The 25,138-nt window shown below is 66.8% G+C and carries 25 protein-coding genes and 3 tRNA genes; 18 read left to right on the top strand and 10 right to left on the bottom strand.

Annotated features, from left to right (window positions below; genetic code table 11):
* Positions 1 to 18: 18 nt before the first annotated feature.
* Positions 19 to 843 carry a lysophospholipid acyltransferase family protein gene (locus tag Q9R31_RS12745; RefSeq protein WP_311263094.1) on the bottom strand — a complete coding sequence of 275 codons (825 nt, stop codon included), beginning with the start codon at positions 841 to 843 and terminating at the stop codon, positions 19 to 21.
* 25 nt (positions 844 to 868) lie between these two features.
* Positions 869 to 1,681, bottom strand: coding sequence for a serine aminopeptidase domain-containing protein (locus Q9R31_RS12740; protein ID WP_311263093.1), 813 nt, complete (start codon positions 1,679 to 1,681; stop codon positions 869 to 871).
* A 140-nt stretch (positions 1,682 to 1,821) separates the two neighbouring features.
* Between Q9R31_RS12740 and Q9R31_RS12735 the strand changes: the two genes are divergently transcribed.
* The 6 genes from Q9R31_RS12735 to Q9R31_RS12710 all read left to right on the top strand — a co-directional run bounded on the left by Q9R31_RS12735 (position 1,822) and on the right by Q9R31_RS12710 (position 8,109).
* Complete coding sequence (locus Q9R31_RS12735) at positions 1,822 to 3,264, top strand: YibE/F family protein (protein WP_311263092.1); 1,443 nt, start codon at positions 1,822 to 1,824, stop codon at positions 3,262 to 3,264.
* 73 nt (positions 3,265 to 3,337) lie between these two features.
* Positions 3,338 to 4,516, top strand: a complete 1,179-nt coding sequence (dusB, locus tag Q9R31_RS12730) for a tRNA dihydrouridine synthase DusB (protein WP_311263091.1) — start codon at positions 3,338 to 3,340, stop codon at positions 4,514 to 4,516.
* Positions 4,500 to 5,813: a deoxyguanosinetriphosphate triphosphohydrolase gene (locus Q9R31_RS12725; protein ID WP_311263090.1), complete on the top strand. Its 1,314-nt coding sequence runs from the start codon at positions 4,500 to 4,502 to the stop codon at positions 5,811 to 5,813. The genes dusB and Q9R31_RS12725 overlap by 17 nt, the downstream gene beginning before the upstream one ends.
* A 16-nt stretch (positions 5,814 to 5,829) precedes the next feature.
* On the top strand, positions 5,830 to 7,749 hold the full coding sequence (dnaG, locus tag Q9R31_RS12720) for a DNA primase (protein WP_311263089.1): 1,920 nt from the start codon (positions 5,830 to 5,832) through the stop codon (positions 7,747 to 7,749).
* A gap of 91 nt (positions 7,750 to 7,840) precedes the next feature.
* Positions 7,841 to 7,913, top strand: a tRNA-Asn gene (locus Q9R31_RS12715).
* 123 nt (positions 7,914 to 8,036) lie between these two features.
* Positions 8,037 to 8,109, top strand: a tRNA-Asn gene (locus tag Q9R31_RS12710).
* A 92-nt stretch (positions 8,110 to 8,201) separates the two neighbouring features.
* On the opposite strand, the gene Q9R31_RS12705 is transcribed toward Q9R31_RS12710, so the two are convergent.
* The 3 genes from Q9R31_RS12705 to Q9R31_RS12695 form a co-directional block, all read right to left on the bottom strand.
* Positions 8,202 to 8,609: a hypothetical protein gene (locus Q9R31_RS12705; protein WP_311263088.1), complete on the bottom strand. Its 408-nt coding sequence runs from the start codon at positions 8,607 to 8,609 to the stop codon at positions 8,202 to 8,204.
* 65 nt (positions 8,610 to 8,674) lie between these two features.
* Positions 8,675 to 8,929 (bottom strand): hypothetical protein, encoded by a 255-nt coding sequence (locus tag Q9R31_RS12700; RefSeq protein WP_311263238.1) that lies wholly within the window; start codon positions 8,927 to 8,929, stop codon positions 8,675 to 8,677.
* Between the two features lie 29 nt (positions 8,930 to 8,958).
* Positions 8,959 to 10,182, bottom strand: coding sequence for a multidrug effflux MFS transporter (locus Q9R31_RS12695; protein WP_311263087.1), 1,224 nt, complete (start codon positions 10,180 to 10,182; stop codon positions 8,959 to 8,961).
* Positions 10,183 to 10,362: 180 nt separating this feature from the next.
* Here Q9R31_RS12695 and Q9R31_RS12690 point away from each other — a divergent pair, with 180 nt between their 5' ends.
* The 6 genes from Q9R31_RS12690 to Q9R31_RS12665 all read left to right on the top strand — a co-directional run bounded on the left by Q9R31_RS12690 (position 10,363) and on the right by Q9R31_RS12665 (position 15,621).
* Complete coding sequence (locus Q9R31_RS12690) at positions 10,363 to 11,214, top strand: phage holin family protein (RefSeq protein ID WP_311263086.1); 852 nt, start codon at positions 10,363 to 10,365, stop codon at positions 11,212 to 11,214.
* An 86-nt stretch (positions 11,215 to 11,300) separates the two neighbouring features.
* Positions 11,301 to 11,924 carry a CDP-alcohol phosphatidyltransferase family protein gene (locus tag Q9R31_RS12685; protein WP_311263085.1) on the top strand — a complete coding sequence of 208 codons (624 nt, stop codon included), beginning with the start codon at positions 11,301 to 11,303 and terminating at the stop codon, positions 11,922 to 11,924.
* Positions 11,924 to 12,832 carry a DMT family transporter gene (locus Q9R31_RS12680; RefSeq protein ID WP_311263084.1) on the top strand — a complete coding sequence of 303 codons (909 nt, stop codon included), beginning with the start codon at positions 11,924 to 11,926 and terminating at the stop codon, positions 12,830 to 12,832. Before Q9R31_RS12685 ends, Q9R31_RS12680 begins: the two co-directional genes overlap by 1 nt.
* Positions 12,833 to 12,942: 110 nt before the next feature.
* Entirely contained in the window at positions 12,943 to 14,139 is a 1,197-nt protein-coding gene (locus Q9R31_RS12675) for a glycosyltransferase (protein WP_311263083.1), read from the top strand.
* Positions 14,140 to 14,212: 73 nt separating this feature from the next.
* Positions 14,213 to 14,286: transfer RNA gene (locus Q9R31_RS12670), tRNA-Ile, on the top strand.
* A 144-nt stretch (positions 14,287 to 14,430) separates the two neighbouring features.
* Positions 14,431 to 15,621 carry an acyl-CoA dehydrogenase family protein gene (locus Q9R31_RS12665; RefSeq protein ID WP_311263082.1) on the top strand — a complete coding sequence of 397 codons (1,191 nt, stop codon included), beginning with the start codon at positions 14,431 to 14,433 and terminating at the stop codon, positions 15,619 to 15,621.
* A 106-nt stretch (positions 15,622 to 15,727) separates the two neighbouring features.
* Here the strand turns inward: Q9R31_RS12665 and Q9R31_RS12660 are convergent, their stop codons facing one another.
* A complete protein-coding gene (locus Q9R31_RS12660) occupies positions 15,728 to 16,360 on the bottom strand; it encodes a M23 family metallopeptidase (RefSeq protein WP_311263081.1) in 633 nt (210 codons plus the stop codon).
* Positions 16,361 to 16,819: 459 nt separating this feature from the next.
* On the opposite strand from Q9R31_RS12660, the gene rpsB reads away from it, so the two are divergent.
* The 6 genes from rpsB (at position 16,820) to Q9R31_RS12630 (ending at position 21,824) form a co-directional block, all read left to right on the top strand.
* On the top strand, positions 16,820 to 17,677 hold the full coding sequence (rpsB, locus tag Q9R31_RS12655) for a 30S ribosomal protein S2 (RefSeq protein WP_018771651.1): 858 nt from the start codon (positions 16,820 to 16,822) through the stop codon (positions 17,675 to 17,677).
* A gap of 128 nt (positions 17,678 to 17,805) precedes the next feature.
* Entirely contained in the window at positions 17,806 to 18,642 is an 837-nt protein-coding gene (tsf, locus tag Q9R31_RS12650) for a translation elongation factor Ts (protein ID WP_311263080.1), read from the top strand.
* A gap of 134 nt (positions 18,643 to 18,776) precedes the next feature.
* On the top strand, positions 18,777 to 19,514 hold the full coding sequence (gene pyrH, locus Q9R31_RS12645; protein ID WP_311263079.1) for a UMP kinase: 738 nt from the start codon (positions 18,777 to 18,779) through the stop codon (positions 19,512 to 19,514).
* Between the two features lie 129 nt (positions 19,515 to 19,643).
* The gene (gene frr / locus Q9R31_RS12640; protein WP_311263078.1) at positions 19,644 to 20,201 is read left to right on the top strand and encodes a ribosome recycling factor; all 558 of its coding nucleotides are present in this window, start codon (positions 19,644 to 19,646) and stop codon (positions 20,199 to 20,201) included.
* Positions 20,201 to 21,121: a phosphatidate cytidylyltransferase gene (locus Q9R31_RS12635; protein ID WP_311263077.1), complete on the top strand. Its 921-nt coding sequence runs from the start codon at positions 20,201 to 20,203 to the stop codon at positions 21,119 to 21,121. The genes frr and Q9R31_RS12635 overlap by 1 nt, the downstream gene beginning before the upstream one ends.
* 118 nt (positions 21,122 to 21,239) lie before the next feature.
* Entirely contained in the window at positions 21,240 to 21,824 is a 585-nt protein-coding gene (locus Q9R31_RS12630) for a DivIVA domain-containing protein (protein WP_311263076.1), read from the top strand.
* A gap of 16 nt (positions 21,825 to 21,840) precedes the next feature.
* Here Q9R31_RS12630 and Q9R31_RS12625 read toward each other — a convergent pair whose 3' ends face one another.
* The 4 genes from Q9R31_RS12625 to Q9R31_RS12610 are packed head-to-tail and all read right to left on the bottom strand — an operon-like array spanning position 21,841 to position 25,123.
* Positions 21,841 to 22,530, bottom strand: a complete 690-nt coding sequence (locus Q9R31_RS12625) for a hypothetical protein (protein ID WP_311263075.1) — start codon at positions 22,528 to 22,530, stop codon at positions 21,841 to 21,843.
* A gap of 4 nt (positions 22,531 to 22,534) precedes the next feature.
* Positions 22,535 to 24,031, bottom strand: a complete 1,497-nt coding sequence (locus tag Q9R31_RS12620; protein ID WP_311263074.1) for a cation acetate symporter — start codon at positions 24,029 to 24,031, stop codon at positions 22,535 to 22,537.
* Between the two features lie 7 nt (positions 24,032 to 24,038).
* Entirely contained in the window at positions 24,039 to 24,410 is a 372-nt protein-coding gene (locus tag Q9R31_RS12615) for a hypothetical protein (protein ID WP_311263073.1), read from the bottom strand.
* The gene (locus tag Q9R31_RS12610) at positions 24,407 to 25,123 is read right to left on the bottom strand and encodes a LytTR family DNA-binding domain-containing protein (protein WP_311263072.1); all 717 of its coding nucleotides are present in this window, start codon (positions 25,121 to 25,123) and stop codon (positions 24,407 to 24,409) included. The genes Q9R31_RS12615 and Q9R31_RS12610 overlap by 4 nt, the downstream gene beginning before the upstream one ends.
* Positions 25,124 to 25,138 lie beyond the last annotated feature (15 nt).

Raw genomic sequence — 25,138 nt, 5'->3', positions numbered from 1 at the left:
GCACCCCGGGCTGCGCAGCTACTTTTGGCGGGGAGCACGACGGCGGCCCGCGGCTGCGTCCGCCTCGTCCAGGAGCTGCCGCTCGGCGTCGGACGGGGCGCTGCCGCCCAGATGCGCCGGCATCCACCACGCGCCGGATCCGGGATCGAGGGGGAAGCCGGCGATGCAGCGGTCGATTCCGAACTGCAGGGTGCTGCGCAATATGTCGGTGGCCGCCTCCGCGTCACCGCCGGGCGGCAACATCGTCGGTTCGCCCACGTGGACCCGTACCGGGGCACGCCAGCTGCGGCGCAGGGAAAATCCGTGGCCGCGGGTCAGTACCCGGTGGGCGCCCCATACGGACACCGGAATGACCGGGACGCCTGCCTCCGCAGCCATGCGGACAGCTCCCGTGCGGCACTCGCGGACGGTGAAGCTGCGGCTGACCCCCGCCTCCGGGAACACGGCAAGGTACTCGCCACCGCGCAGCTTGGCCACGGCCGCGTCGTAGGCGTCGGACCGGCCTGTGTATCCCACCACCACGTGGCCGCTGGCGCTGATGGCAGGGCCGGCAAGCCAATGGTCTGCCGCTCCCTGGTGGACCAGGAACCGCAGCTGGGCACGCGTGTGCCGCCATAGGAGCAGCTCGAGCACGGCGAAATCCAGGTAGCCGAAGTGCGTGACGGCGAACACCGCACCTGTTCCGGGAACCACCTGCCGGGAGGGCCCGCTGAGCGGTCCCTTGTCGGGCAGGTGCTCCAGGCCCGTTGCCTGGATGTCCAGCCGCAGGGCCCAGCGCAGGAACTGCCCGGTCCGGACGATCAGTCGGTAGAACCGGTCATTGGACGGGGGACGCCAGGGCATGTCGAAGGGCCTGTTCCGAAACGGCCTAGAGCGTGACTTGGACGGATGAGTCGGGCAACAGCTGCGTGAAGGCGGGCGACGGCCGGACCGCGGCGCCCGTGCTCTCGGCAAAGGACTTGATGATGAACCCGGTGGCAAGGGTCTGCCATACCCGGATCTTGCGCAGCATGAAGTGCCCAACTCCCTTGAGTGCCACGTACTGCATGCTCGCCGCGCCGGCAGCAGCCCGGCGGGCGAAGGCCAGGGACTGTGATGGGCTGGTCATGTGGTCCGTGGTGCCGTGGATGATCAGGATTTTCTTTCCGGCGACGCTGGCGGCGGGCGTTTGCGGGCTCAGCCACGGGGCAAGTGCCACTACGGCCTCCACCTGCGGGTGGTCTGCTGCGCACACGGCAGTCAGGCCGCCCATGGAGTGGCCCAGCAGGAAGACCGGGATGCCGGGGTGGCGTTCCGCGATCTGCCGGAGCGCCCAGCGGGCGTCCTGCAGCGGGGACATTTCAGGGCCATTCCAGCCGCGGACGCTGTTGCGCAGGGACCAGACGGCCAGACCGTGTTTCCGGCCGGCGCGGTGCAGGTGCCTGGCGAAGGGGACCATCCTGGCCGGACTGAGGTGCCGGGCCTCCACCGGATCCCGGCTGTGGGCCTTTCCGCCGTGCAGGACCAGGACCACACCCTTGGTGTCACCGGCCGCTTCAAGGACGGTCAATACCGGCTGGTGGGCAGGTACCACCGGCACCTGGCCGGCCTGGACCCCGCCGCCGTCCCCAGTTCCCCGAACTTTGGACCCGTTGTCGCCAGCCCCTTGAACGCCTGCCTCCCGCGTATCACGGTTGTCCATGCCTGGTTCCTCCCCATCCGATGGTCCATTTATAAACCCTATGGCGGCCCACGTAGAGTTCAACCCATGAGGTTGTACTGCTGATGGGCGCCGGTCACTCCCACGCTTCCTTGGATCATTCGGAGCCGACGCCCCAGGCGATGGCTGCCCGCAGCAAGGCGAACCGCATCCTTGCCGCAGTGCTCATTCCGTTGGCGCTGCTGACCCTGGCCGGGATGGCCGCGCTGTGGCCGTCAGGCAGCAAGGAAGGGGTCTCGCTTGCCAACCCGTACTCCACCGCCCCCGGAGTCACATTCGATACGGGCACCATCCAGAACGTGGTGACTGAGGGCTGCACGCAGGGCCTGACCCAACAGGGCGCCAATCAGCAGGGCAGCAGCCAGCAAGGCACCAGCCAGCAGGGCTCCGCACAGCAGCCGCCGGGGCAGGGCTCGAACTGCACCTTCGCCTTCACCGAGCCGGACAAGGGCGGAAGCCCGGTGAAGGTGGTCATCAACCCGGATGTGGCCTCCTCCCACGGGGTCAAGCCCGGGGACCAGATCCGGTACCTGAATCTCTCCAACGTCCAGGGCGCCACCGGGTCCCAGGGGTCGCCGGCCTATATCTTCGTGGACTTCGTCCGGACGCTGCCGATTGTCCTGCTCGCCGTGCTCTACGCCGCGGTGGTCATCGCCGTCGCCAGGTGGCGCGGTCTGCGGGCCCTGATCGGGCTGGTGGGCGCCTACTTTGTGCTGGCCAACTTCCTGCTGCCGGGCCTGGTGGAGGGCAAACCGCCGCTGCTGCTGGCCCTGGTGGGTTCTACGGTGATCATGATCGGGGTGCTCTACTTCGCCCATGGATTTTCCGCGCGCACGTCCACCGCGCTCCTGGGCACCATCTTCGGCCTCGCCATCACCGCCCTGCTGGCAGCCTGGGCCACCGACGCCGCCAACCTCGCCGGGGTGGGCAGCCACGACGCCGCCACCCTGGTGAACACGTCGGCAAACATCTCCATCTCCGGGGTGATCCTCTGTGGGCTCATCATCTCCGGCCTGGGTGTCCTCAACGACGTCACCATCACACAGTCCTCCGCGGTGTGGGAACTCTACGAGCTGGCACCGGGCAGCAGCGCCCGGAAGTTGTTCACCTCGGCCATGCGGATCGGCCGCGACCACATCGCCTCCACCGTGTACACCATCGCTTTCGCCTACGCCGGCGCCGCCCTGCCCATCCTGATCATCGTTATGCTCTACGACCGGCCGCTGATGGATACCCTCACCAGCGCCGAACTCTCGGAGGAGGTCATCCGCACTTTGGTGGGTTCGATCGGGTTGGTCCTGGCCATCCCCGTCACCACCCTGATCGCCGTGCTCGTGGTCAAGGCAACCGGCATCAAGGCCGCGGGCGCCGGGCCAGCGGATGGTGGCGCGTCGCATATTGCGGCACGGGACGGAAAGAACGACGGCGGGCACGTCCATGCGGACGACGTCGCGGATACGGGGGCGCTCGCCGCAGCCGCGCTTGAGGAACGCAGCCGGCGCACCGCCGTCGAACCTGGGCGCGATCCCGCCACCCGGCGGGGCCGGCGGGCAGACCGCGGCTGATTCACCGGTACCGGCGGGAGCCCCCGCCACCCGTTCCGGTTTTCGATTTGCCCGGCTTTGCAACAATGGACAGGTGACTGTTGCAGCAACTCCACCCGCCCCCAAGCTGGAACTCCCGCCCCTGAAGCTGGGACCCATCACGGTTGACACGCCAGTGATCCTGGCGCCGATGGCCGGCATCACCAACTCCGCCTTCCGCAGGCTCTGCCGTGAGTACGGCGGCGGCATGTACGTGGCGGAGATGGTTACTTCCCGCGCGCTGGTGGAGCGGACACCCGAATCCCTCCGCATCATTTCGCATGACGACGACGAGAAGGTCCGCTCCGTCCAGCTGTACGGCGTGGACCCCGGCACCGTCGGCGCAGCCGTCCGGATGCTGGTGGAGGAGGACCGGGCCGATCACATCGACCTCAACTTCGGCTGCCCTGTTCCCAAGGTGACCCGGCGCGGCGGCGGGTCCGCCCTGCCGTGGAAGATCGACCTCTTCACCTCGATCGTGCAGACCGCCGTCCGGGAGGCCTCCAAAGGCAACATTCCGCTGACCATCAAGATGCGCAAGGGCATCGACGATGACCATCTGACGTACCTCGACGCAGGCCGCATCGCCCGCGATGCCGGTGTCGCCGCCGTCGCGCTCCATGGACGCACCGCCGCCCAGTTCTATTCCGGCAAGGCCGACTGGTCCGCGATCGCCCGGCTCCGTGAGGCGCTGCCTGACATCCCGGTGCTGGGCAACGGCGACATCTGGTCCGCCGAGGACGCCGTCCGGATGGTGCGCGAAACCGGCGTGGACGGCGTCGTGGTCGGCCGCGGCTGCCAGGGCCGGCCCTGGCTCTTCGGCGACCTGCAGGCCGCCTTCGAAGGCAGCGACATCCGCCACCGGCCCAACCTGCGGCAGGTGGCCGAGGGCGTCTACCGCCACGCCGAACTGATGGTGGAAACCTTCGGCGACGAAGGCAAGGCGCTCCGCGAGATCCGCAAGCACATCGCCTGGTACTTCAAGGGGTATGTGGTCGGCGGGGAACTTCGCACCCGGCTGGCGCTGGTCACAAGCCTGGAGGTGCTCCGGGACACGCTGGCCGAACTGGACCTGGATTCGCCATATCCCGGCGTCGACGCAGAGGGTCCGCGCGGCCGTGCAGGGTCCCCCAAGAGGCCGGCCCTGCCCAAGGACTGGCTGGACTCCCGGGCCCTGAACGATGACCAGTCCCGGGACATCGCGGCTGCCGAACTGGATGTCTCCGGTGGCTGAAACACCCACGGCCGGAACCCCGACCGCAGCCCTGGCGCTGCCCGGGTACGACACGCACGATTCCGCCCGCTGGGTGGAGGAGCCGCCCAAGAGCACCTACCGTTCGGACTTTGAGCGGGACCGGGCCCGGGTGCTGCACTCCTCGGCCCTGCGCCGGCTGGGCGCCAAAACCCAGGTGGTGGCACCGGACACCGACGACTTTGTCCGCACCCGCCTCACGCACAGCCTGGAAGTGGCGCAGGTGGGCCGCGAACTCGGCCGGGCCCTCGGCTGCGATCCCGACGTCGTGGACACGGCCTGCCTCAGCCACGACCTTGGCCACCCGCCCTTCGGCCACAACGGCGAATCGGCCCTGAACGAGGTGGCTCATGCCATCGGCGGTTTCGAAGGCAACGCCCAGACCCTCCGCCTGCTCACCCGGCTCGAACCCAAGGTGCTCACGGCTGACGGCCAGCCCGCCGGACTGAACCTGACCCGTGCCAGCCTGGACGCGGCGTCGAAATACCCCTGGTCCGCCCTGGAGGCGCCGGTGATCCATGGCCAGCGGACCAGCAAGTTCGGCGCCTACGAGGACGACCTGCCCATCTTCAACTGGATCCGCGAGGGCGCCCCCGAGCGCCGGACCTGCCTGGAAGCCCAGGTGATGGACCTGGCGGACGACATCTCCTACTCGGTGCACGATGTGGAGGATGCGATCGTTGCCGGCCACTTCCAGCTGCGCTGGATGGACAACCCGGACCACCGGGCCCGGGTGGTGGGCTACGCCAGGCAGTGGTACCTGCCGCACAACGATCCCGCCGCCATCGACGCCGCCCTGGCCCGGCTGGAGGCCACGGATGTGTGGGTGCGCGAGGCGGACGGCAGCCGCAAGTCCATGGCAGCCCTGAAGAACATGACCAGCCAGCTGATCGGCAGGTTCTGCCAGAGCGCCCTGGAAACCACCCGCGCCGTCTACGGGCCGGAAAACCTGACGCGGTACAACGCCGAGCTCATGGTTCCCGATGAGACCGTCATGGAAATCGCCGTGATGAAGGGCCTTGCCACCACCTTCGTGATGACCACCGAACACCGGCAGCCCATCTACGAGCGCCAGCGGGAGGTGCTCCACGCCCTGGTGACAGCCCTCAGCGCCACCGGGGACCGGCACCTGGAGCCGATGTTCGCCGCGGACTGGCGGGATGCACCCGACGACGGGGCGCGCCTTCGCGTGGTCATCGACCAGGTGGCGTCCCTCACCGACGGTTCCGCCCTGGCCATGTACGAGCGCCTGGTGGGGAGCCTGCCGTCGCTGTGGTGAGGGCTAGGATGGCTCTGTGCCTGGGCTGATCAAACGTGACGATATCGACGAAGTACGCCAGCGCACGGACATCAAGGAAGTGGTGGACGGCTACGTCACGCTCAAGGGTGCCGGCTTGGGAACCTTCAAGGGTCTGTGCCCCTTCCACGACGAGCGCTCGCCGTCCTTCACCGTCCGCCCCCAGGTAGGCCGCTACCACTGCTTCGGCTGCGGCGAGGACGGTGACGTCATCGCCTTCGTCCAGAAGCAGGACCACAGTTCCTTCCAGGAAGCCGTGGAGAAGCTCGCCGCCCGGATCGGCTACGAGCTCCGCTACGAGGACGGCGGCACCGGGCCCAACCGCGAGGAAGTGGGCCGCCGCCAGCGGCTCCTGGACGCGCACAAGATCGCCGACGAATTCTTCCGCGCCCAGCTCCTCACCCCGGGCGCCGCCGAGGCCAGGAACTTCCTGTTCGGCCGGGGCTTCGACAGGGCCGCGGCGGAACACTTCGGCTGCGGGTACGCCCCGCAGGGGTGGGACGCGCTCCTGAAGCACCTCCGGGGCCGCGGCTTCACCGACGCCGAGCTCAAGCTCACGGGGATGTTCAGCGAGGGCAACCGCGGCATTTACGACCGCTTCCGCGGCCGCCTCATCTGGCCCATCAAGGACATCGCCGGCGACACCATCGGCTTCGGCGCGCGCAAGCTCTACGAGGACGACCAGGGCCCTAAATACCTCAACACCCCGGAAACCACCCTCTACAAGAAGTCCCAGGTCCTGTACGGCATCGACCTCGCCAAGCGCAGCATCGCCAAGGACCGCCAGTTGGTGGTGGTGGAGGGCTACACCGACGTGATGGCCTGCCACCTTGCGGGAATTACGACGGCGGTGGCCACCTGCGGCACCGCGTTCGGCACCGAGCACATCAAGATAGCCCGCCGGTTGTTGTCCGACGACGGAACCGGGGGAGAAGTGGTGTTCACCTTCGACGGCGACGCCGCCGGCCAGAAAGCGGCCCTCCGGGCCTTCGAGGAGGACCAGCGGTTCACCGCCCAGACGTACGTGGCTGTGGAACCCACCGGGGCCGACCCGTGCGACCTCCGCCTCAGCCGGGGGGATGAAGCGGTGCACGCCCTGATCCAGACCCGGCGGCCGCTGTTCGAGTTTGCCATCCGCACCACCCTGAAGCAGTTCAACCTGGACACGGTGGAAGGCCGCGTCCAGGGCCTGAAGGCATCCGTGCCCGTGGTGGCGGCCATCCGCGACGCTTCCACCCGGACCGGCTACTGCCAGGCTCTGACGGGATGGCTGGGCATGCCGGACCCCAACGAGGTCCTGCGCATGGTCAATGCCGCGGTGAAGCGCGGCAGTGACCAGGGCGGGCCTGCCGCCTCAGGTCCCGGGGCTGCCTCCCGTTCCACCCAACCGGGCGGACCCGGGGTAGCTGCCGGGCCGTCGTCGGGCGCTGTGCCCTCCTACCACCGCCCCGACCCGCGCGACCCCGTGGCCTCCATGGAACGGCAGGCCCTGGAAGTGGCGCTGCAGCAGCCCGTCCTGCTGGCAGATGGGGTCTGGGACCGGTTCGCCGCCGCCAGGTTTGCCACCCCTGCCTTCCAGGCCGTCCACGACGCCATGCGTGCCACCGGCCCCGGACTTGTGGGCGATCCCGTTCGCTGGGTGGAGCACGTCATGCATGAGGTCCCGGAGCCGCTCCGGCCCCTGGTCTCGGAGCTCGCCGTCGTGCCGCTGCCGGCCCACACGGAGGAGGCGGTGCTGAAGTACTGCCGCGACATCCTGTCCAGGCTCTTCGAACTCCAGATCACCCGCGTCAAAGCGGACAAGATGGGCCAGCTGCAGCGCCTTGACGCCGCAGCGGACCCGGAAACCTACCAGCGGCTCAACCGCGAACTGATGATGCTGGAAATGGAACGCCGGGCACTGCGGGCGGACACGTAGGAGGGCCTTCTCCCCAGAGGCGTGGCGGAGGTCACCCCCCGCTCGATTTCGTTTCCGCCGCAGGTGTTTGCTAGGCTAGTACCCGCTTCATTCCTCCTTAGCTCAATTGGCAGAGCATTCGACTGTTAATCGAAGGGTTGCTGGTTCAAGTCCAGCAGGAGGAGCTTCCAATCCCCGTTCCGGCCTCCGGAACGGGGATTTTTGTCTCCCGGAAAGGCCGTCTGGGCCCGCAAAGGCGCCGATTTCCCTTGGGCCGGAATCCTTTGCTAATGTCATACCTGCTTCATTCCTCCTTAGCTCAATTGGCAGAGCATTCGACTGTTAATCGAAGGGTTGCTGGTTCAAGTCCAGCAGGAGGAGCGCAACGAAAAATCCCCGGTCCTCCATGTGGAGGACCGGGGATTTTTTCTGTCCGCGGGGCGCCGCTGGGGGAGGCCTGACGGGAAGCCCGGCTAGACGAAGTCCATTTCCACCTGCAGGAACCTTTCGGCCTCGGCGATGGCTGCCTGGAAGGCCTCCTTCTCGGTGGGCGACTTCCGGGGTTCGCGCGGGCTCCACTCGTGAGGCGCGGAGTGGATCCGGACAAATCCGGTGTCCGGCGGGGCGTAGAAAATCCCGAAGCGCTGCACGGGCCATTCGGGTGAGGTCTCCGGCGCCACCAGCAGGGCTGCGTTGAAGGCGGGATTGAACCATTGGGCGATGGGCCGGCGCCGGTCTTCGGTGAACAGTCCGGCCGCGTACAGCGCCGCCGACTGCTGTCCGGCCTGCGCACACAGCCTCTCCCACCACAGTGGCAGGATGCGGGCGTCGGACCGTTGCCATGTGGCCGGAAGTGGCGGATGGTTCTGCCAGCTGGACACGGGATTATTTTATCCCGCGTGGCCGCCGCAGCGCAGGGAAAGGCCGCCCTGGTACGGCAAATCAATCAGCGGCGGTTCCCTGGGCCGGGCTTCCTGGGTCCGGGCGTCCTGGGTCCGGGGTCCTTGGGCCCGCGGCTCCGGGGTCCGGGCTTCCCCGGGCCGGGATTCACCCGGTACAGGAGGGCGGCGCCTGCCAGCAGCCCCAGGACGATGCCCATGGCGGGATTGCCAAGGGCGCGGCCCGCAAAATAGCCGACGACGGCGCCAAGCGCCGCCCCAAGGAAGAGTCCCCTTCCGTTGCGGTGCGGTTTGCGGCTCATGGGTCGCCTTTCAGAGGGACTGAAGGAACTCAGTGGATTGACGGGACAGTGCGCGGCCGGACCACCAGCCACAGGGCGGCAATGGACAGCAGGATGCACGCGGCCTGCACCGCACCCATCGGCGCGGCGCTGGTAATGCCCACCCAGCCCACCACGGGGGAGATGAGCCCGGCCATGAGGAACGTGGCGGCACCCAGCAGCGATGCCGCAGTCCCGGCCTGGGCTGCATGGCCGGCCAGCGCCAGCACCTGCACGCAGGGGAACATAAAGCCCGTCCCCATGATGTAGAACCACAGCGGGACCATGACACCCCACAGCCCCAGGCCCGCGCGGTCGAACACCACGATCAGCAGGGCCATCAGGAACATCCAGGCGGTGGCGCCGGCCAGGATCCACTGCGGCGGGACGATCCTGATCAGCCGCGCACTGGTCTGCACACCTGCCACGATGCCCAGGGAGTTGATACCGAACAGCAGCCCGTACTGCTGGGCGGAAAAGCCAAAAACGTCCTGGAAAAGGAAGGGCGAGGCCGAGAGGTATGTGAAGAGGCCGCCGAAATTGAAGCCGGCCACCATCAGCAGCCCCACGAAGATCCGGTCGCTGAAAAGGGACTTGTAGCGTTGCCGGGCCGTCATGCCGCTCTGGCCCCGCTTCTCCGGCGGAAGGGTCTCGCGCACCAGGAGCAGCGCGGCCACGATCACCAACGTCCCATACGTGGCCAGGAACACGAAGATGCCCGGCCACGGCATCACCAGGAGCAGCTGCGAGCCGATGACGGGAGCCAGGATGGGTGCCAGCCCGTTGACCAGGGACATCCGGGAGAACATCCGCACCATGGCATAGCCGGAGAACAGGTCGCGCACCATGGCCATGGCCACCACGCCGCCGCCGGCCGCGCCCACTCCCATCAGGACACGGAAGACCCCCAGCGTGCTGATGTCCGTGGACAGGGCGGCGCCCAGCGAGGCGGCAATGTGCAGTGCCGTGGCCAGGATCAGGGGAGTACGGCGGCCGAACTTGTCACTGAAGGGACCCACCACCAGCTGCCCAAACGCAAAACCGACCGTGGTGCCGGCCAGGGTGAGCTGTACCTGCGCCTCGGTCACCCCCAGGCTTGCCTCCAGCGCAGGAAAGGCAGGCAGGTACAGGTCGATCGTGAACGGACCCAGGGCCGTGAGGGCGCCCAGGAGGAGGATGTACAGGAGCTTCCGGCGGCGGCTCAGCAGGTCGCCCGGATTGGGGGGAGTGGTCACGGAGAACAATCCTAGGCCCGGTCAGGACCGTTTTTGCAGCGTTGTAGGCCGCGTCGTCCGGCAAGCCCCCGAGTTCGCCCTGAACCTGAATGGTAGTTTTGGTGGCGTGGACTGTGCGGCTGCACATTTCCGCAGTAAACGGAAGCAGTACCGACCCATGAGACCAGTAAGGCGGAACCGATGAGCGGACGTCACAGCGGGCGTACCAGCCCGGGATTGCGTATCACTGCCCTGCCCGCAACGGCAAAACTCCTCTTCCGGTTGGCGCCCCGCCAGCTCAATGACGAGATCGCCTTCGCCAAGATCGAACTCAAGCGCAAGGGAATCCAGGTAGGGGTGGCTGCGGCCTTCTTCGCCGTGGCGCTCCTCTTCCTGGCGTTCCTGATGGTCGGCCTGATCGTCGCGGCCATCATGGGACTGGCCACCATCATGCCCGCCTGGTTGGCAGCCCTCCTGGTGTCCGCCGCTTTCCTGCTGATAGCCCTCATCGGCGGACTGGTCGGGCTCGCCCGGTTCAAGAAGGCCATGCCGCTGATGCCCGAGGAAACCATCCGCGGCATCAGGCACGACATCGGCGTTGCCCGCGAAGGGTCCGCCTTTAACCCCGCCGTCCTGGATCCGGAGAGCCCGGAGGCCAAGGCCGCGAAGGCCGCAAAGGCCGACGCTGCTGCGAAGGCCAAGGCCGGGAAGGCAGCAAAGGCGGCCGAGCACGACAAGGAATTCCCGCACGCATCCGAGCCCGAGCTGGTGCGCCGCCTGAGCCAGCGGCGCCACCACCTCACCGAGGTCCGCGACGAACTCGGCACGGAGCTGGACCTCAAGACCCAGGCCCGTTATGTGCTGGCCGCCGCCCGGGTCAAAGCCCGTGAGAGCCAGGTCCTGGCGCGGCGCGGTGTGGATGCGGCCGGGCAAAGGCTTGCTGCGTTGTCCGGATCCACAGACCTGTCCAACCGCTGGAAGCCGCTGGCGGCGTTCGTGGCGGCCGGAACCGTGCTGGTGGTCCTCCTCCGAAAGCTGCTCCGCTCCAACTAGGCCAGCTCCGGTCAACAAGGTTCCGATGAGCAACTCATAACCGAAAGACCGCGGCGCTGCGCGGCGCAGGAAGGAGAGGGGGACGGGTGAAGTTTATTGGTGCAGGTGCCCGCCCCGGCCGTCCCCAGGTGGACCACGACCTCGTATTCACCGTCCCCAACCTGCTCACCGTGGTGCGGTTCATGGGCGTTCCGCTCTTCATGTGGCTCGTCCTGGCCCAAAAGCAATATGGGGCCGGCGTGACGGTCCTGGCAATCATGGCCGGAACGGACTGGATCGACGGCTACATTGCCCGCCGGTTCGACCAGGCCTCGAAGCTCGGAAGGGTCCTTGACCCGATTGCCGACCGGCTGGCCCTGCTCGCTGTTGCCTTCACCCTGGTGATTGCCGGCGTCGTGCACTGGCTGTACCTGGCCGCGCTGGTGGTCCCCGACGCCGTCCTGCTGGTCCTCACGCTCTCCTTCTTCCATGGGCACCCGGACCTTCCGGTCAGCGTGGTGGGCAAGGTCCGGACCGGGCTGCTTCTCCTGGGCACGCCGCTGCTGGTCCTCTCCCGCCTGGACACGGGCTTCGCCGAGCAGCTCTTCGCCACTGCGTGGGTGGTGCTGGGCCTGGGCCTGATTGGCCATTGGGTGGCGGCCTACAACTACTTCTGGGCCATCCTGCGAAAGGGCAGGGAACTGAAACAGCACGACGGCGGGAACGGCTGATGGTCTGGTTTGCCGTCGGCCTGGCGGTACTGGGCGCCTTCTGCCTTGCCCTGGGCGCCCAGCGCCAGGGCAGCGCGGTCAAAGCCGATACCGGTGGCCTTGCCCTGAGTTCCAGCGGATTCCTGCGCCTCCTGCGCAGTCCCCGGTGGATGTTCGGGCTCCTGCTGCTGTGCACCGGAATGGCCATGAACGCGGTGGCCCTGGTCTCCGCGCCGCTCACTGTGGTCCAGCCCATCGGCGCCATCGCCCTGGTGATCACCACAGTGGTCAACGCCCGGGACCAGGACCTGACCATCAACCGTGCCACCACCGTGTCCATCGCCGCCTGCGTCACCGGCTCGGCGCTCTTTGTCCTGCTGGCGGTCAACGTCACCCAGGAGAGCCACCACGTCAGCCTGGCGGACGAGCTGACCATCGTCCTTCTGCTTGCTTTGGCGGTGGGCTTGTTCGGTACGCTGGCGGTGATGTTCCGGCACCGCATGAACGCGTTCGTCTACATCCTCGGCGCCGGCGTCCTGTTCGGCTTCGTTGCGGTCCTCACCAGGATTATCGGCAAGCACCTCCTGGACCCCAACGGGCTGTTCCTGCTGAACGTGCAGTGGTATTCGGTGGTGGCCATCATCGCTGCCGGCGGCCTGGGATCCTGGTTTGTCCAGAGCGCGTATTCCACCGGTCCGCCGGACCTGGTGATTGCCGGACTCACGGTCATCGACCCCATGGTGGGCATTGCCATCGGCATCATCATCCTGGGTGAACTGCGCCCTGACGTCCATGCTGTCATGGCGATTGCGATGGGAACGGCCGCCTGCCTTGCTATCGTTGGGGTTATCGCCCTTTCCCGGCACCACCCGGAGGTCACCAAGCGCAAGAAGGACGCGCGGAAGGCCGCCGGCAGGCCATCCCACTAGTCCATTCCCGCACAGATCCGCAATCCCACGAAGCCCGGCGCCCGGCGCCAGCGGCCAACCGTGCTGTCAGTTCCACGCTGTCCGCACCGTGACCATCAGGAGTACTCCCCATGACCACGCCAGCCGACCAGCGCCCCCTGACCATCCTGATCGCGGCGGACACCTATCCGCCGGACGTCAACGGCGCAGCCCAGTTCGGATACCGGCTGGCCAAGGGAATGACTGCCCGGGGACACAACGTTCACGTCCTGGCGTCCCGCGACAGCAAGGGAAAGAGCTTCACCGAGTTCCGCGACGAAGCAACCGTGCACCGGCTCCGCTCGCACAGGGCGTTCACCCACGAGACCTTCCGCCTTTGCTTCCCTTGGGAAATCAAGAAAGAAATCAGCCTCCTCTTCGACCGGGTGAAGCCCGACGTGGTGCATATCCAGAGCCACTACATGATCGGCGAGCACGTGCTCTATGAGGCCGTGAAGCGCGGCGTACGGATCGTGGCCACCAACCACTTCATGCCCGAAAACCTCAACCCCTTCCTGCCGTTCCCCCAGTGGTTCAAGGACATCATTGGCCGAATCTCATGGAAGGACATGGGCAAGGTGATGGGCCAGGCCGACGTGGTGACCACCCCCACGCCCCTTGCCGCCCGGGCCATGCATGAGCACGCCTTCCTGCGGAAGGTCCTCCCGCTGTCCAACGGCATCGACTCCGCAGCCTACGAACTCCAGCCCGGCGAGCAGATCGAGCCGCACGAGAATCCCACAGTGCTTTTTGCCGGCCGCCTGGCCGAGGAAAAGCATGTTGACGTACTCATCAAGGCCATCAGCAAGACGCCGCCGGAGCTGAACGTGCACCTGGAGATTGTGGGCGGCGGCGAAGTGCGTACCGCCCTCGAGGACCTGGTGCGGCGGCTTGGGATGGGAAGCCGGGTGAAGTTCCTGGGCCTTGCCAGCGACGAGGAACTGCGCAGGGCCTACATCCGGGCGGACCTGTTCTGCATGCCCGGAACGGCGGAACTGCAGTCGCTGGTGACGCTCGAAGCGATGTCCGCCTCCACCCCGGTGGTCCTGGCGGACGCCATGGCACTGCCGCACCTGGTGCGCGACGGCGAGAACGGCTACCTGTTCACTCCCAATGACAGTGACGACCTCGCTAAAAAGATCACGCAGGTCCTGGAACTGCCCAAGGAAGAACAGCGCGCCATGGGCCGGGCCAGCCGGCAGATGGTGGAGCCCCACAGCATCCAGGGGACGCTGCAGACCTTCGAGGACCTGTACCGCGGCGCCACCTACGAGGACAAAGTGGTCTGAACCCTTTCCGGGGTTTGCTAGAGTGTTTCTGCCCTGCCGGACCGTGGCGTTTGAGCACGTGTCCGCCGGGTTTGGGGCTATAGCTCAGCTGGTTAGAGCGCGGGACTCATAATCCTAAGGTCCTCGGTTCAAGTCCGAGTAGCCCTACCGCCAATCGACAACCGCGGCCGACGATCTTCGTTGGCCGCGGTTTTCTTGGTTAACCCCGCCTCCTGCGGTATGTTACTGACCAGTAACATACCGTGTTCCGCTCCGCGGCATGGTGAGCGCTGATCATCAAAGAAGGTACCCATGGCCACCACGGCAGCCGATCCCCACGAACTTCCGTACGCCGACGGCGACTTCTTCGCCTTCGAGCAGCTCCTCTCCGGGAAGGAACAGGACCGGCTGGCCGAGGTCCGCGACTTCCTGGCGCGCGAGGTCAAGCCCATCGCGGTGGACTGTTGGAACCGCGGCGAGTTTCCCGCGGACCTGGTGCCGAAGCTTGCCGGCCTGGACCTTGTCAGCCCGGTACGCCGGCAGGGTTACTCCAATCTCTTCGCGGGCATGCTGCACGCCGAGGTCACCCGTGCCGACGCCTCCATCGCCACCTTCCTCGGGGTTCACGACGGGCTGTTCACCGGTTCCGTCGAGTTGCTGGCGTCCCAGGAGCAGAAGGACGAGTGGCTTCCCGACATCTACGCCCTGAAGAAGATCGGCGCCTTCGGCCTGACCGAGCCCCTGGGCGGCAGCGACGTCGCCGGCGGAACGCGCACCACGGCGCGGAAAGACGGCGACAACTGGATCCTCAACGGGGCCAAGCGGTGGATCGGCAACGCCACCTTCTCGGACTGGGTGGTGGTGTATGCGCGGGACGTGGCGGACAACCAGGTCAAAGGCTTCATGGTGGACACCACGCTGGACGGGTTCAGTGCGGCAAAGATCGAGAACAAGATCTCGCTGCGCACCGTCCAGAACGCCGACATTGTCCTGGCGGACGTCGTGGTCCCGGAACACTTCAAGCTGGCGAACGCCAACAGCTTCCGCGACGTCAACAAAGTCCTGAAGGTCACCCGACTGTCCGTGGCCTGGCAGGCTGTTGGACTCCAGCTGGCCGCGTTCGACGTCGCCCGCCGCTACGCCGTGGAGCGCCATCAGTTCGGCCGCCCCCTGGCCTCCTTCCAGCTCATCCAGGACCAGCTGGTCCGGATCCTGGGCAACACCGTCAGCTCGATGGGGATGATGGTCCGGCTGTCCCAGCTGGAGGATGAGGGGGTGGCCAAGGACGAACAATCCGCACTGGCCAAGGCCTTCGCCACCTCGCGCATGCGGGACAGCGTGGCGCTGGGCCGCAACATCCTTGGCGGCAACGGGATCGTGACCGACTTCGAGATGGCCAAGATCTTCGCGGACGCCGAAGCCATCTACTCCTACGAGGGCACGGCCGAAATCAACACCCTGGTGACGGGCCGAGCCATCACGGGCATCTCGGCCATCGTCTAGCTGCCACCGGCGGCGCAGGTCACGGCAGCCCCGGCAGGTCACGGCCCGCGATGTCACGACGGCCCGCCATGCTGCCCCGGCCTGCCAGCCCCGGCGGGCTGACACTTTACGGCGGGCCGGGCAGCGGAAGCAGGATGGATGGGCGGAGGTCCAGGACGAACTGCAGCGGATTGACGTAAACCTCTCCGTCCCGGACTCCCCAGTGCAGGCACTGAGCCGCCGGGCAGTGTCCCGGCAGCACGGTCCCGATCACTTGGCCCGCAGCTACGGTTGCGCCCACCGCCAGCGTGCTTTCCACGGGTTCGAAACTGCTCCGCAGCCCGCCGCCATGGTCGATGGTGATGACGGGCCGGTCCACCACGACGCCCACGAAACTCACCGTTCCCGCTGCGGGCGAAACGACGGGGGCTCCCGCCGCGGCGAAACCCAGGTCAACGCCGCGGTGTCCGCTGAGCCAGGGCTTTGGCGGGGGATCGAAACCGCGCAGCACCGGCGGTCGTGGTGCCAGCGGCCACTGCCAGGAAGGCACGGCACCCGCTGCGGCAGACGTCGTCGTACGTTCGCTTTGGGGGACGGCCCACGGGTTGGGGGCAGACTGGCCGGACGTGGCTGCGCTGCCGTCAACCGGGCTGTATGCGGTTTGGTTGAACATGGCTGCGCTGTACGGGAGGGATGGGCCGGGGGAGGCCACGGACGCCGGCAGCAGGAGGAGCGCGGCCAGGAGCGCGGGCGGTTTCATGCGCCCAGTCTGCCCGGCACCTGACGGTACCGGCAGGGCCTGTTCCGCCTATGTGGACAACCATCCGGAAGGGTGCACCGGCAGCTACGCCGTGTCCGGCGGGCGGGGACGCCTGTAGTACACTTGATGGAGCAGTTTGCTGCGCCCTCAACGTTTCCCGTCCCAGTGGTTCACCCCCGCGGTACATGCCCCTGTCCGGATTGCGTCGGCACATCTCATTCAGGAGTGTGGGGGAGCGGCGGCTGACTACGCGCATCCAGCCCTCCGGCAGGCGACGCCCCGGCGTCGTCCATGGAGGATCGCACTTCCTGCGGTCAGGCCTTGGTCCTGATGGGAAGGGCGGTGGATGCCAGGAGCACGGCCCGTCCGGGCCACGCTGATCAACCGTCAACTATTGGCAGGGTAAGAAGCCTCCGGGTTTTCTCATGAATGACCTGCCGGAAAATAAGGAGCGCCGGAATGCCCGTCGTAACCATGCGCCAGCTGCTTGACAGCGGCGTCCACTTTGGACACCAGACCCGCCGTTGGAACCCGAAGATGAAGCGCTTCATCTTCACCGAGCGCAACGGCATCTACATCATCGACCTTCAGCAGTCGCTGTCCTACATCGACCGCGCCTACGAGTTCGTCAAGGCCACTGTCGCCCACGGCGGCACCGTGCTCTTCGTCGGCACCAAGAAGCAGGCCCAGGAAGCAATTGCCGAGCAGGCAACCCGCGTGGGCCAGCCCTACGTCAACCAGCGTTGGCTCGGCGGTATGCTGACCAACTTCCAGACGGTCGCCAAGCGCATCCAGCGCATGAAGGAACTCGAAGAGATCGACTTCGACGACGTCGCCGGCTCCGCATACACCAAGAAGGAGCTGCTGCTCCTCAAGCGCGAGCTCACCAAGCTGGAGTCCAACCTGGGCGGTATCCGCAACCTGACCAAGGCTCCGTCCCTGCTCTGGGTCGTGGACACCAAGAAGGAACACCTCGCCGTTGACGAGGCCAAGAAGCTGAACATCCCGGTTGTGGCCATCCTGGACACCAACTGCGATCCCGACGAAGTCGACTTCCCGATCCCGGGCAACGACGACGCCATCCGCTCCGTGAACCTCCTGACCCGCGTGGTCGCCGACGCCGTTGCCGAGGGCCTGATCGCCCGCAACAACCGCGGCACGGGCGCCACCGAAGCTCCGGAAGAGCCGCTGGCCGAGTGGGAGCGCGAGCTCCTCGAAGGCAGCAAGGCCGAAGAAGCTGCTGCAGCCCCCGCTGCTCCGGCTGAAGAAGCTGAAGCTCCGGCCGCCGCCGAGGCTCCCGCCGAAGACGCCAAGTAACACACTTTAATCCGGATTTTCCGCGCTGTTAGCAGCCGGAACTGCTGACAGGATGGCAGCCCACCTGCGTGGGCCGCCGTCCTGTCGGTCCGTACACCACCACACATTTTCTAGACAGAGGGGTTCACATGGCGAACTACACTGCCGCGGACATCAAGGCCCTGCGCGAGCGCACCGGCGCCGGCATGATGGACGTCAAGAAGGCTCTTGACGAAGCCAACGGTGACGCCGAGAAGGCCATCGAGATCATCCGCATCAAGGGCCTCAAGGGCGCTACCAAACGTGAAGGCCGCTCCACCGCTGAAGGCCTCGTGGCCGCCAAGGTCAGCAACGGCGTCGGCGTCATGATCGAGGTCAACTGCGAGACCGACTTCGTGGCCAAGGCTGACAAGTTCATCCAGCTGGCTGACAAGGTCCTGGCCGTTGCCGTCGAGTCCGGCGCAGCCGATCTCGAGACCCTGCTGGCCACCGAAGTTGACGGCAAGCCGCTGTCCGAGGTCGTCGTCGAAGAAGGCGCCGTCCTGGGCGAAAAGGTTGTTGTCCGCCGCATCTCCCGCGTTGAGGGTGCAACGGTTGACGCCTACCTGCACAAGACCTCCAAGGACCTCCCGGCCCAGGTTGGCGTGCTGTTCGCCGTCGACGGTGAAGGCGAAGCCGCCGCCACCGCCGCCCACGATGTTGCAGTCCACATCGCCGCCATGGCTCCGAACTACCTCACCCGTGAGGACGTTCCTGCCGAGCTCGTCGAGTCCGAGCGCCGCATCGCCGAAGAGACCGCCAAGGCCGAGGGCAAGCCTGAAGCCGCCCTCACCAAGATTGTGGAAGGCCGCGTGACGGGCTTCTACAAGGGCGAGGTCCTGGTTGACCAGGCATTCGCAAAGGACGCAAAGAAGTCCGTGGCGCAGGTCCTCGCAGAGGCCGGTGTCAAGGGAACCGCGTTCACGCGTTTCCGCGTCGGCTCCTAGTCGATTCTGCAAGGGGGTGGCCACTTCGGTGGCCGCCCCTTTTGCATGCGCACAGTACACATGGAGCGCGGCCGGTTCCGACCGACGGAGCCGGCAGGATACCCTTTTTTCAGAGTCACCAACGGGAAGGCATCATGGAAGCCGTCAACACTGTCATCCATTCCGAGAAGAGCAAGCGGCGGGTCCTCCTGAAGCTTTCGGGCGAGGTCTTCGGCGGCGGGAAACTGGGTGTCGACCCCGAGACCGTCCGCGACGTCGCCAAGCAGATCGCGGCGGCCGTCCCGCAGGTGGAAGTAGCCATCGTGGTGGGCGGCGGAAACTTCTTCCGCGGTGCCGAACTGTCCCAGAGCGGCATGGACCGTTCCCGTGCCGACTACATGGGCATGCTGGGAACGGTCATGAACTGCCTGGCGCTGCAGGATTTCCTGGAGCAGGCAGGCGTGGAAACCCGCGTCCAGAGCGCCATCACCATGGGCCAGGTGGCCGAGGCCTATATCCCGCGCCGCGCCATCCGCCACATGGAAAAGGGCCGCGTGGTCATTTTCGGCGCCGGCGCCGGCCTGCCCTACTTCTCCACCGACACCGTGGCAGCCCAGCGGGCCCTGGAAGTCCATGCCGACGTGGTCCTCATGGCCAAGAGCGGGGTGGACGCTGTCTACACGGCAGACCCCAAGAAGGACCCCACCGCAGAGCGCCTGGAAACCCTCAGCTACGACGATGCACTCCGCCGCGACATCCGCGTCATGGACCAGACTGCCATGACCATGTGCAAGGACAACAACCTTTCCATGGTGGTCTTCGGCATGGAGGGTGAAGGCAACGTCACCCGCGCCATCCTCGGCGAAAAGCTGGGCACGCTGGTCACTGCCTAGCTGCGGCTAGGATGATTTCAGGACAGTTCCGTTCCCGCCCTTCCGGGTGGGAACGGAAACGGCAACAAAGAACCACGTGAGTGCATGGAACCGGCGCCCCGGACTGCACCAGAACCGTCAGGAGAGACCGTGATCGAAGAAACCTTGCTCGAAGCCGAAGAAAAGATGGACAAGGCGGTTGAGGTAGCCAAGGAAGACTTCGCGTCCATCCGCACCGGCCGCGCCAATCCCGGCCTCTACAACAAGGTCCTGGTGGACTACTACGGCTCGCCCACTCCGCTGCAGCAGTTGGCCTCCTTTGCCATCCCGGACGCGCGGACCATCCTGATCACCCCGTTCGACAAGTCCGCCATGCGCGATATCGAACGTGCGCTGAGCGATTCCGAGGTTGGCGCCAACCCGTCCAACGACGGCAACGTCATCCGGATCACCATTCCGGAACTGACCAAGGAACGCCGCAAGGAATACGTCAAGATCGTCAAGACCAAGGGCGAAGACGCCAAGATCTCCATCCGCAACATCCGCCGCAAGGCCAAGGAAACCCTGGACCGCCTGGTCAAGGACGGCGAGGCCGGCGAAGACGAGGGCACCCGCGCCGAAAAGGAGCTGGACGGCCTCACCAAGGCCCACGTGGACGGCATCGACGAGCTGCTCAAGCGCAAGGAAGCAGAGCTGCTCGAAGTCTGATGGGCCAGGCAGATCAGGCCCCCGCACCCAGGGCGCGCACACGGGGGAAGCAGCCCAGGAGCAACCCGACGCCAAAGGCCGGGCGGAACCTGCCCGCCGCCGTCGTGGTGGGCCTGGCGATGCTGCTGGCCGTGCTGGGCGGGCTGCTGTTCATCCCGCTGGCGTTCGTGGCCATCGTCACGGCCTTCGCTGTTTTCGGCGTCTGGGAGATCTACCGGGCGTTGGAGCACAACGGAACCAGGATGCCTATTGTGCCGGTGATGACCGGCACGGTGGCCATGCCGTTCGCTGCCTACTTCGGCGGCATCGAGAGCCAGCTCTTTGCGCTGCTGCTCAGCGCCGTGGCGGTCCTGCTGTGGCGATCGATCGAAAGTGCCGCCGGATCGGCCAACAGTATCTTCGCCGGCGTCTTCACCTTGGGCTGGGTACCGTTCTTCATCAGCTTCGCTGCGCTGCCGCTGCACGCCGCCGGCACCACGCCGCTGGGGCTCTGGCCTGGCGGCGTGGCACCCCTCGGCGCATGGGAGATCGCCGTCATGCTGCTGCTCGTGGTCTCCAACGACACGTTCGGCTACCTGGTGGGCGCGTCCATCGGCAAGCACCCCATGGCGCCAAAGATCAGCCCCAAGAAATCCTGGGAGGGATTCGCGGGGTCCGCGGCCGGCGCCATACTCATCGGTGTCCTGGCGGCCCTCTTCGTGCTGGACAAGCCCTGGTGGGTAGGGGTGGTGCTGGCCGTGGGCACGGTGGCCGCAGCCACCGCCGGGGACCTCGGCGAATCCATGGTCAAGCGTGAACTGGGCGTCAAGGACATGAGCAGCATCCTGCCCGGACACGGGGGAGTGATGGACAGGCTGGACTCCATCGTCTTCGCCTCGCCGGTGGCCTTCATCCTGTACGGGCTTGTGGCCGGCGCATAACCATCAGGCCCGGCGCAACCGGGCATCCGAAACAAAAAGGGCCCGGGCGGCTGAACCAACGCCGGCATCCTAGACTGGTGCGGAAGCACTACGGCTGAAGAGCATTGAAGGAATCGAAGTGGCATTGGACATTCATCGGCAGATCCCTGCGTCCTTTGAGCGCGTGCAGCGCAATGAGTACGGGTACAACGCCAAGCAGGTGGACCAGTTCCTGCAGCGGGCGCGGGTCTCCCTGGAAACACCACAGACCGCCACCGAACCCGTCAACAGCGCCGATGTCAGGGCCGTGTCCTTCGATCCCGTCAAGGGCGGGTACTCCGCTGCCGTGGTGGACGCCGCACTGGACCGGCTCGAGGACGCCTTCGCCCGAAGGGAACGGGATGAACTGATCGCGGCCCAGGGCGAGGAAGCCTGGCTGCGCGAAATCGGGAACCTCTCCGGCATCCTCCGGGGCCGGCTGCACCGCCCCGACGGAGACCGCTTCCGCAGGCCCACCGGCAAGAAAGCCCGCAGCTACAACACGGACGACGTCGACCGGCTGTGCCACGAACTTGTTGCCTACCTCGAACAGGACAAGCCGTTGAGCGTGGACAGCGTGCGCCGCGCGGTCTTCCGCCCGGCGGTGGGCCGTGATGGCTACGAGGAATCCCAGGTGGACGCCTTCCTTGACCGCGTGGTCGAGTTGATGGCCGCCATCGACTGACCTGCCGCAGGGGCACCTATTCCCCGGCCGGAGGGGTAGGGGAGAGCGGCGTAAAGCGGCGCCACAAAGCCCGGTAGCGCCGGCCCCCGCGCACGACGGACACAGCGAGGAACCCGGCTCCGTACACGGCGCCCGTCATTGTGGCCCCTGCCGTACCGGCGCCTGCCAGTGTCATCAGCAGGCCCGCCAGGATGGCAATCAAGGCAGCGTTCGCCGTCGTCATGAAGATCATGCTGCTGCCGGCCACTTGGCTCAAGCTTCCCCTGCCGCCGAAGAAATAGTAGGTCTGCCTGGAACCGGCCTCATCGTCATGGTGCGCCGCCATCAGGTACGGCGCCACTCCGGGGTCAAGGTCCACATACGCGGCCCGCAGCCTGTTCATGGCGGTGACGTACATCAGGTCCTCGTAGGCCACGTTCATCACCCGGAGCTGGGTCAGGAGCCCGATCGCCGCGTCGATGAACAGGACAACCACGGCCAGCAGGACAAAGGCATCCGAAAACCCCGTCGCCTGGCCCACCAGCGCCACACTGACCAGGCTTGCCGACGTGAAGGTGAGGAACATGCTGATCCGGGTCAGCACCTCGCCTTGGGCCGTACTGCGTGATGCCAGCAGCCCCCAGTGTTCCGTGGCGAGCAGCTGGGCCCGCACGGAGGCCGGGACCGCACTTTGCTGGCTTGACGCACCGCCGTCCTCGATGGACATGGCGTCATTGTCCTCCCGATCCCCGTTCGGTTGCCAGCGGCCGCTCCGGGGTGTGGAGGCGGGTCATGATGCGCGGCATCGCCGCCGGTACCCGGTGGGCGGTGGCCCGGGACACGATGACCATGACGGCGAAGGCGGCAGGCACGCTCCACGCGGCAGGCTGTGCGAGCCACGCCGGTGTCTGGCCCACACCGGACAAGCCTGTACCGGACAGGGAGCCAACAATCATCGCCCCGCCGCACAACACCCCGCCGGTCAGCATGCCGGCGATGGCCCCGGCGTCCGTCAGGCCGCGCCACCAGATGCCAAGCAGCAGGACAGGGCACACCGTCGAGGCGGTGAAGGCGAACACCAGCCCCACGCTGCCGGCCAGTGCCAAGGATCCGGTCATGAAGGCAAAGCCAAGAGGGACGACGGCGGACACGACGGCGGCGAGGCGGAACCCGCGGACGCTGCCGCCCAGGACGTCCTGGCTGATGACGCCGGCCAGGGAGACCACGAGGCCCGACGTCGTGGACAGGAAGGCAGCGAAGGCGCCCGCCACCACCAGGGCGGAGAGCAGGTCGCCTGGCGTTCCTCCCACAAGTTCGCCCGGCAGGCGCAGGACCATGGCATCCGGCTGTCCCGAGCGGGCCAGGCCGGGCGCGTACATGCGGGCCACCAGGCCGTATGCAGTGGGGAAGAGGTAAAACACGGACAGCAGTCCCAGGACGATCAGCGTGGTGCGCCGGGCGGAGTGCCCGTCCGGATTGGTGTAAAAGCGCACCAGCACGTGCGGCAGGCCCAGGGTGCCGAACAGCAGCGCCACCAGCAGGGACACATTCTGGTACAGCCCGGCGGGCGCCAGATCGGTGGGGTTGACCGCCGGAAGGGACAGCGGTTCAGCAGCATGCCCGGCCAGCTCGAACATGATGAAGACGATGGGCACGGCCAGGGCCGTCAGCTTGAGCCAGTACTGGAACGCCTGCACAAAAGTAATGGACCGCATCCCGCCCGCTGCCACCGTCAGGCACACCACCACGACGACAGCGACGGACCCCACCCAGGACGGCAGGCCCGTGGCGATATGGATGGTCAGGGCGGCACCGTGGAGCTGCGGCACGATATACAGCCACCCCACCATGACCACCACCACGCTGGTGACCTTGCGGACGGTCCTGGAAGAGAGCCGGGACTCGGTAAAGTCCGGGATGGTGTAGGCGCCAGAACGGCGCAGCGGGGCGGCGACGAAGAGCAGCAGCATCAGGTAGCCGGCGGTGTATCCCACCGGGAACCAGAGCGCGTCAGTCCCGGACAGCAGGATGAGTCCGGCCACGCCCAGGAAGCTGGCGGCGGACAGGTACTCGCCGCCGATTGCAGACGCGTTCCACCAGGGCCGCACGGTGCGCGAGGCAACGTAGAAGTCTCCCGTGGTGCGGGAAATCCGCAGCCCGTAGAAACCGATAATGGCCGTGGCAATGGACACCACCGCCACCGCTGTTATGGCGACGCCGGCATTCATGGGCGCCTCACTGTTCGCCGGCCAGGTCCCGGTACCGGGCCTCATTGCGGGCGGCAGTCCTGATGTACAACCAGGCGCTCAGGCCGATCACGGGGTAGATCCCGGCGCCCAGCAGGAGCCAGCCGAAGGGAATACCGGCAATCCTGGTTTCGGCCAGGCCGGGCACCACCACCAGGATCATGGGGAATGCGGCGAGGATCAACAGGAAGCCGCCCGCCACCACCAGTGCCAGCCGCAGCTGGGACCTGATCAGGGAGCGGACGAACACCTGTCCAACCTCGGAATCCTGCGCGGCTTCACGCGACTCGACGGCCCGCCGGCCTCCCGGCGCCGTGGACCGGGGGGACGCGTGCGGGGCGGTGACCCGGACGCGGGTCATGCGTGCGGCCTGATCCTGGTGGCCTCCAGCTTCTCCCGCACGGTGGGCAGGTGCCGCCGGCTGATGGGAAGGCCGGCGCCGGCCACCGTGACGCGCGGACCGTCAGCGGCCAGCTTCATTGAGGACACATGCTTCAGTGCCACCAAGTAGGAGCGGTGGGTGCGGATGAAACCGGCGTCGGCCCATTGCTGTTCAAGGTCGGCCAGCGGCACCCGGATGAGGTAGCTGGCGTCGGCGGTGTGCAGCCGCGCGTAGTCCCCCTGCGCCTGGACGTAGGTAACGTCGTCGCGCCGGATCATCCTGGTGGTCCCGCCCTGGTCGACGGTGATCATCTCCGGTGCGGCTCCGCCGTCGCGCAGTTCACAGATCCGCCCCACCGAACGGGCCAGCCGCTCGGTGCGGACCGGCTTGAGGAGGTAGTCGACGGCGGCGAGTTCGAAGGCCGCGAGGGCGTAGTCCTCGTCGGCGGTGACAAAGACAACGGCCGGCGGGCTGCTGATCCTGGCGATGGCGCCGGCGATGTCCAGGCCGGACACGGCGGGCATGTGGATGTCCAGGAAGACGGCGTCGATGTTTCCGCCGGACAGGGCCGTAAGTGCTTCAGCGCCGGAGGTGGCCCGCAGCACCTTTCCGATGCGTTCGTCCCTGCCCAGCAGGAAGGCCAACTCCTCAACGGCGGGCAGCTCATCATCAACGACGAGGACGTTAATCATTCTCCTAGGGTACTT

This window comes from Pseudarthrobacter sp. BRE9, from assembly GCF_031844305.1.
Lineage (GTDB): Bacteria > Actinomycetota > Actinomycetes > Actinomycetales > Micrococcaceae > Arthrobacter.
The sequence above is the reverse complement of the archived record's forward strand: the minus strand, read 5'-3'. Positions and strand labels throughout refer to the sequence as shown.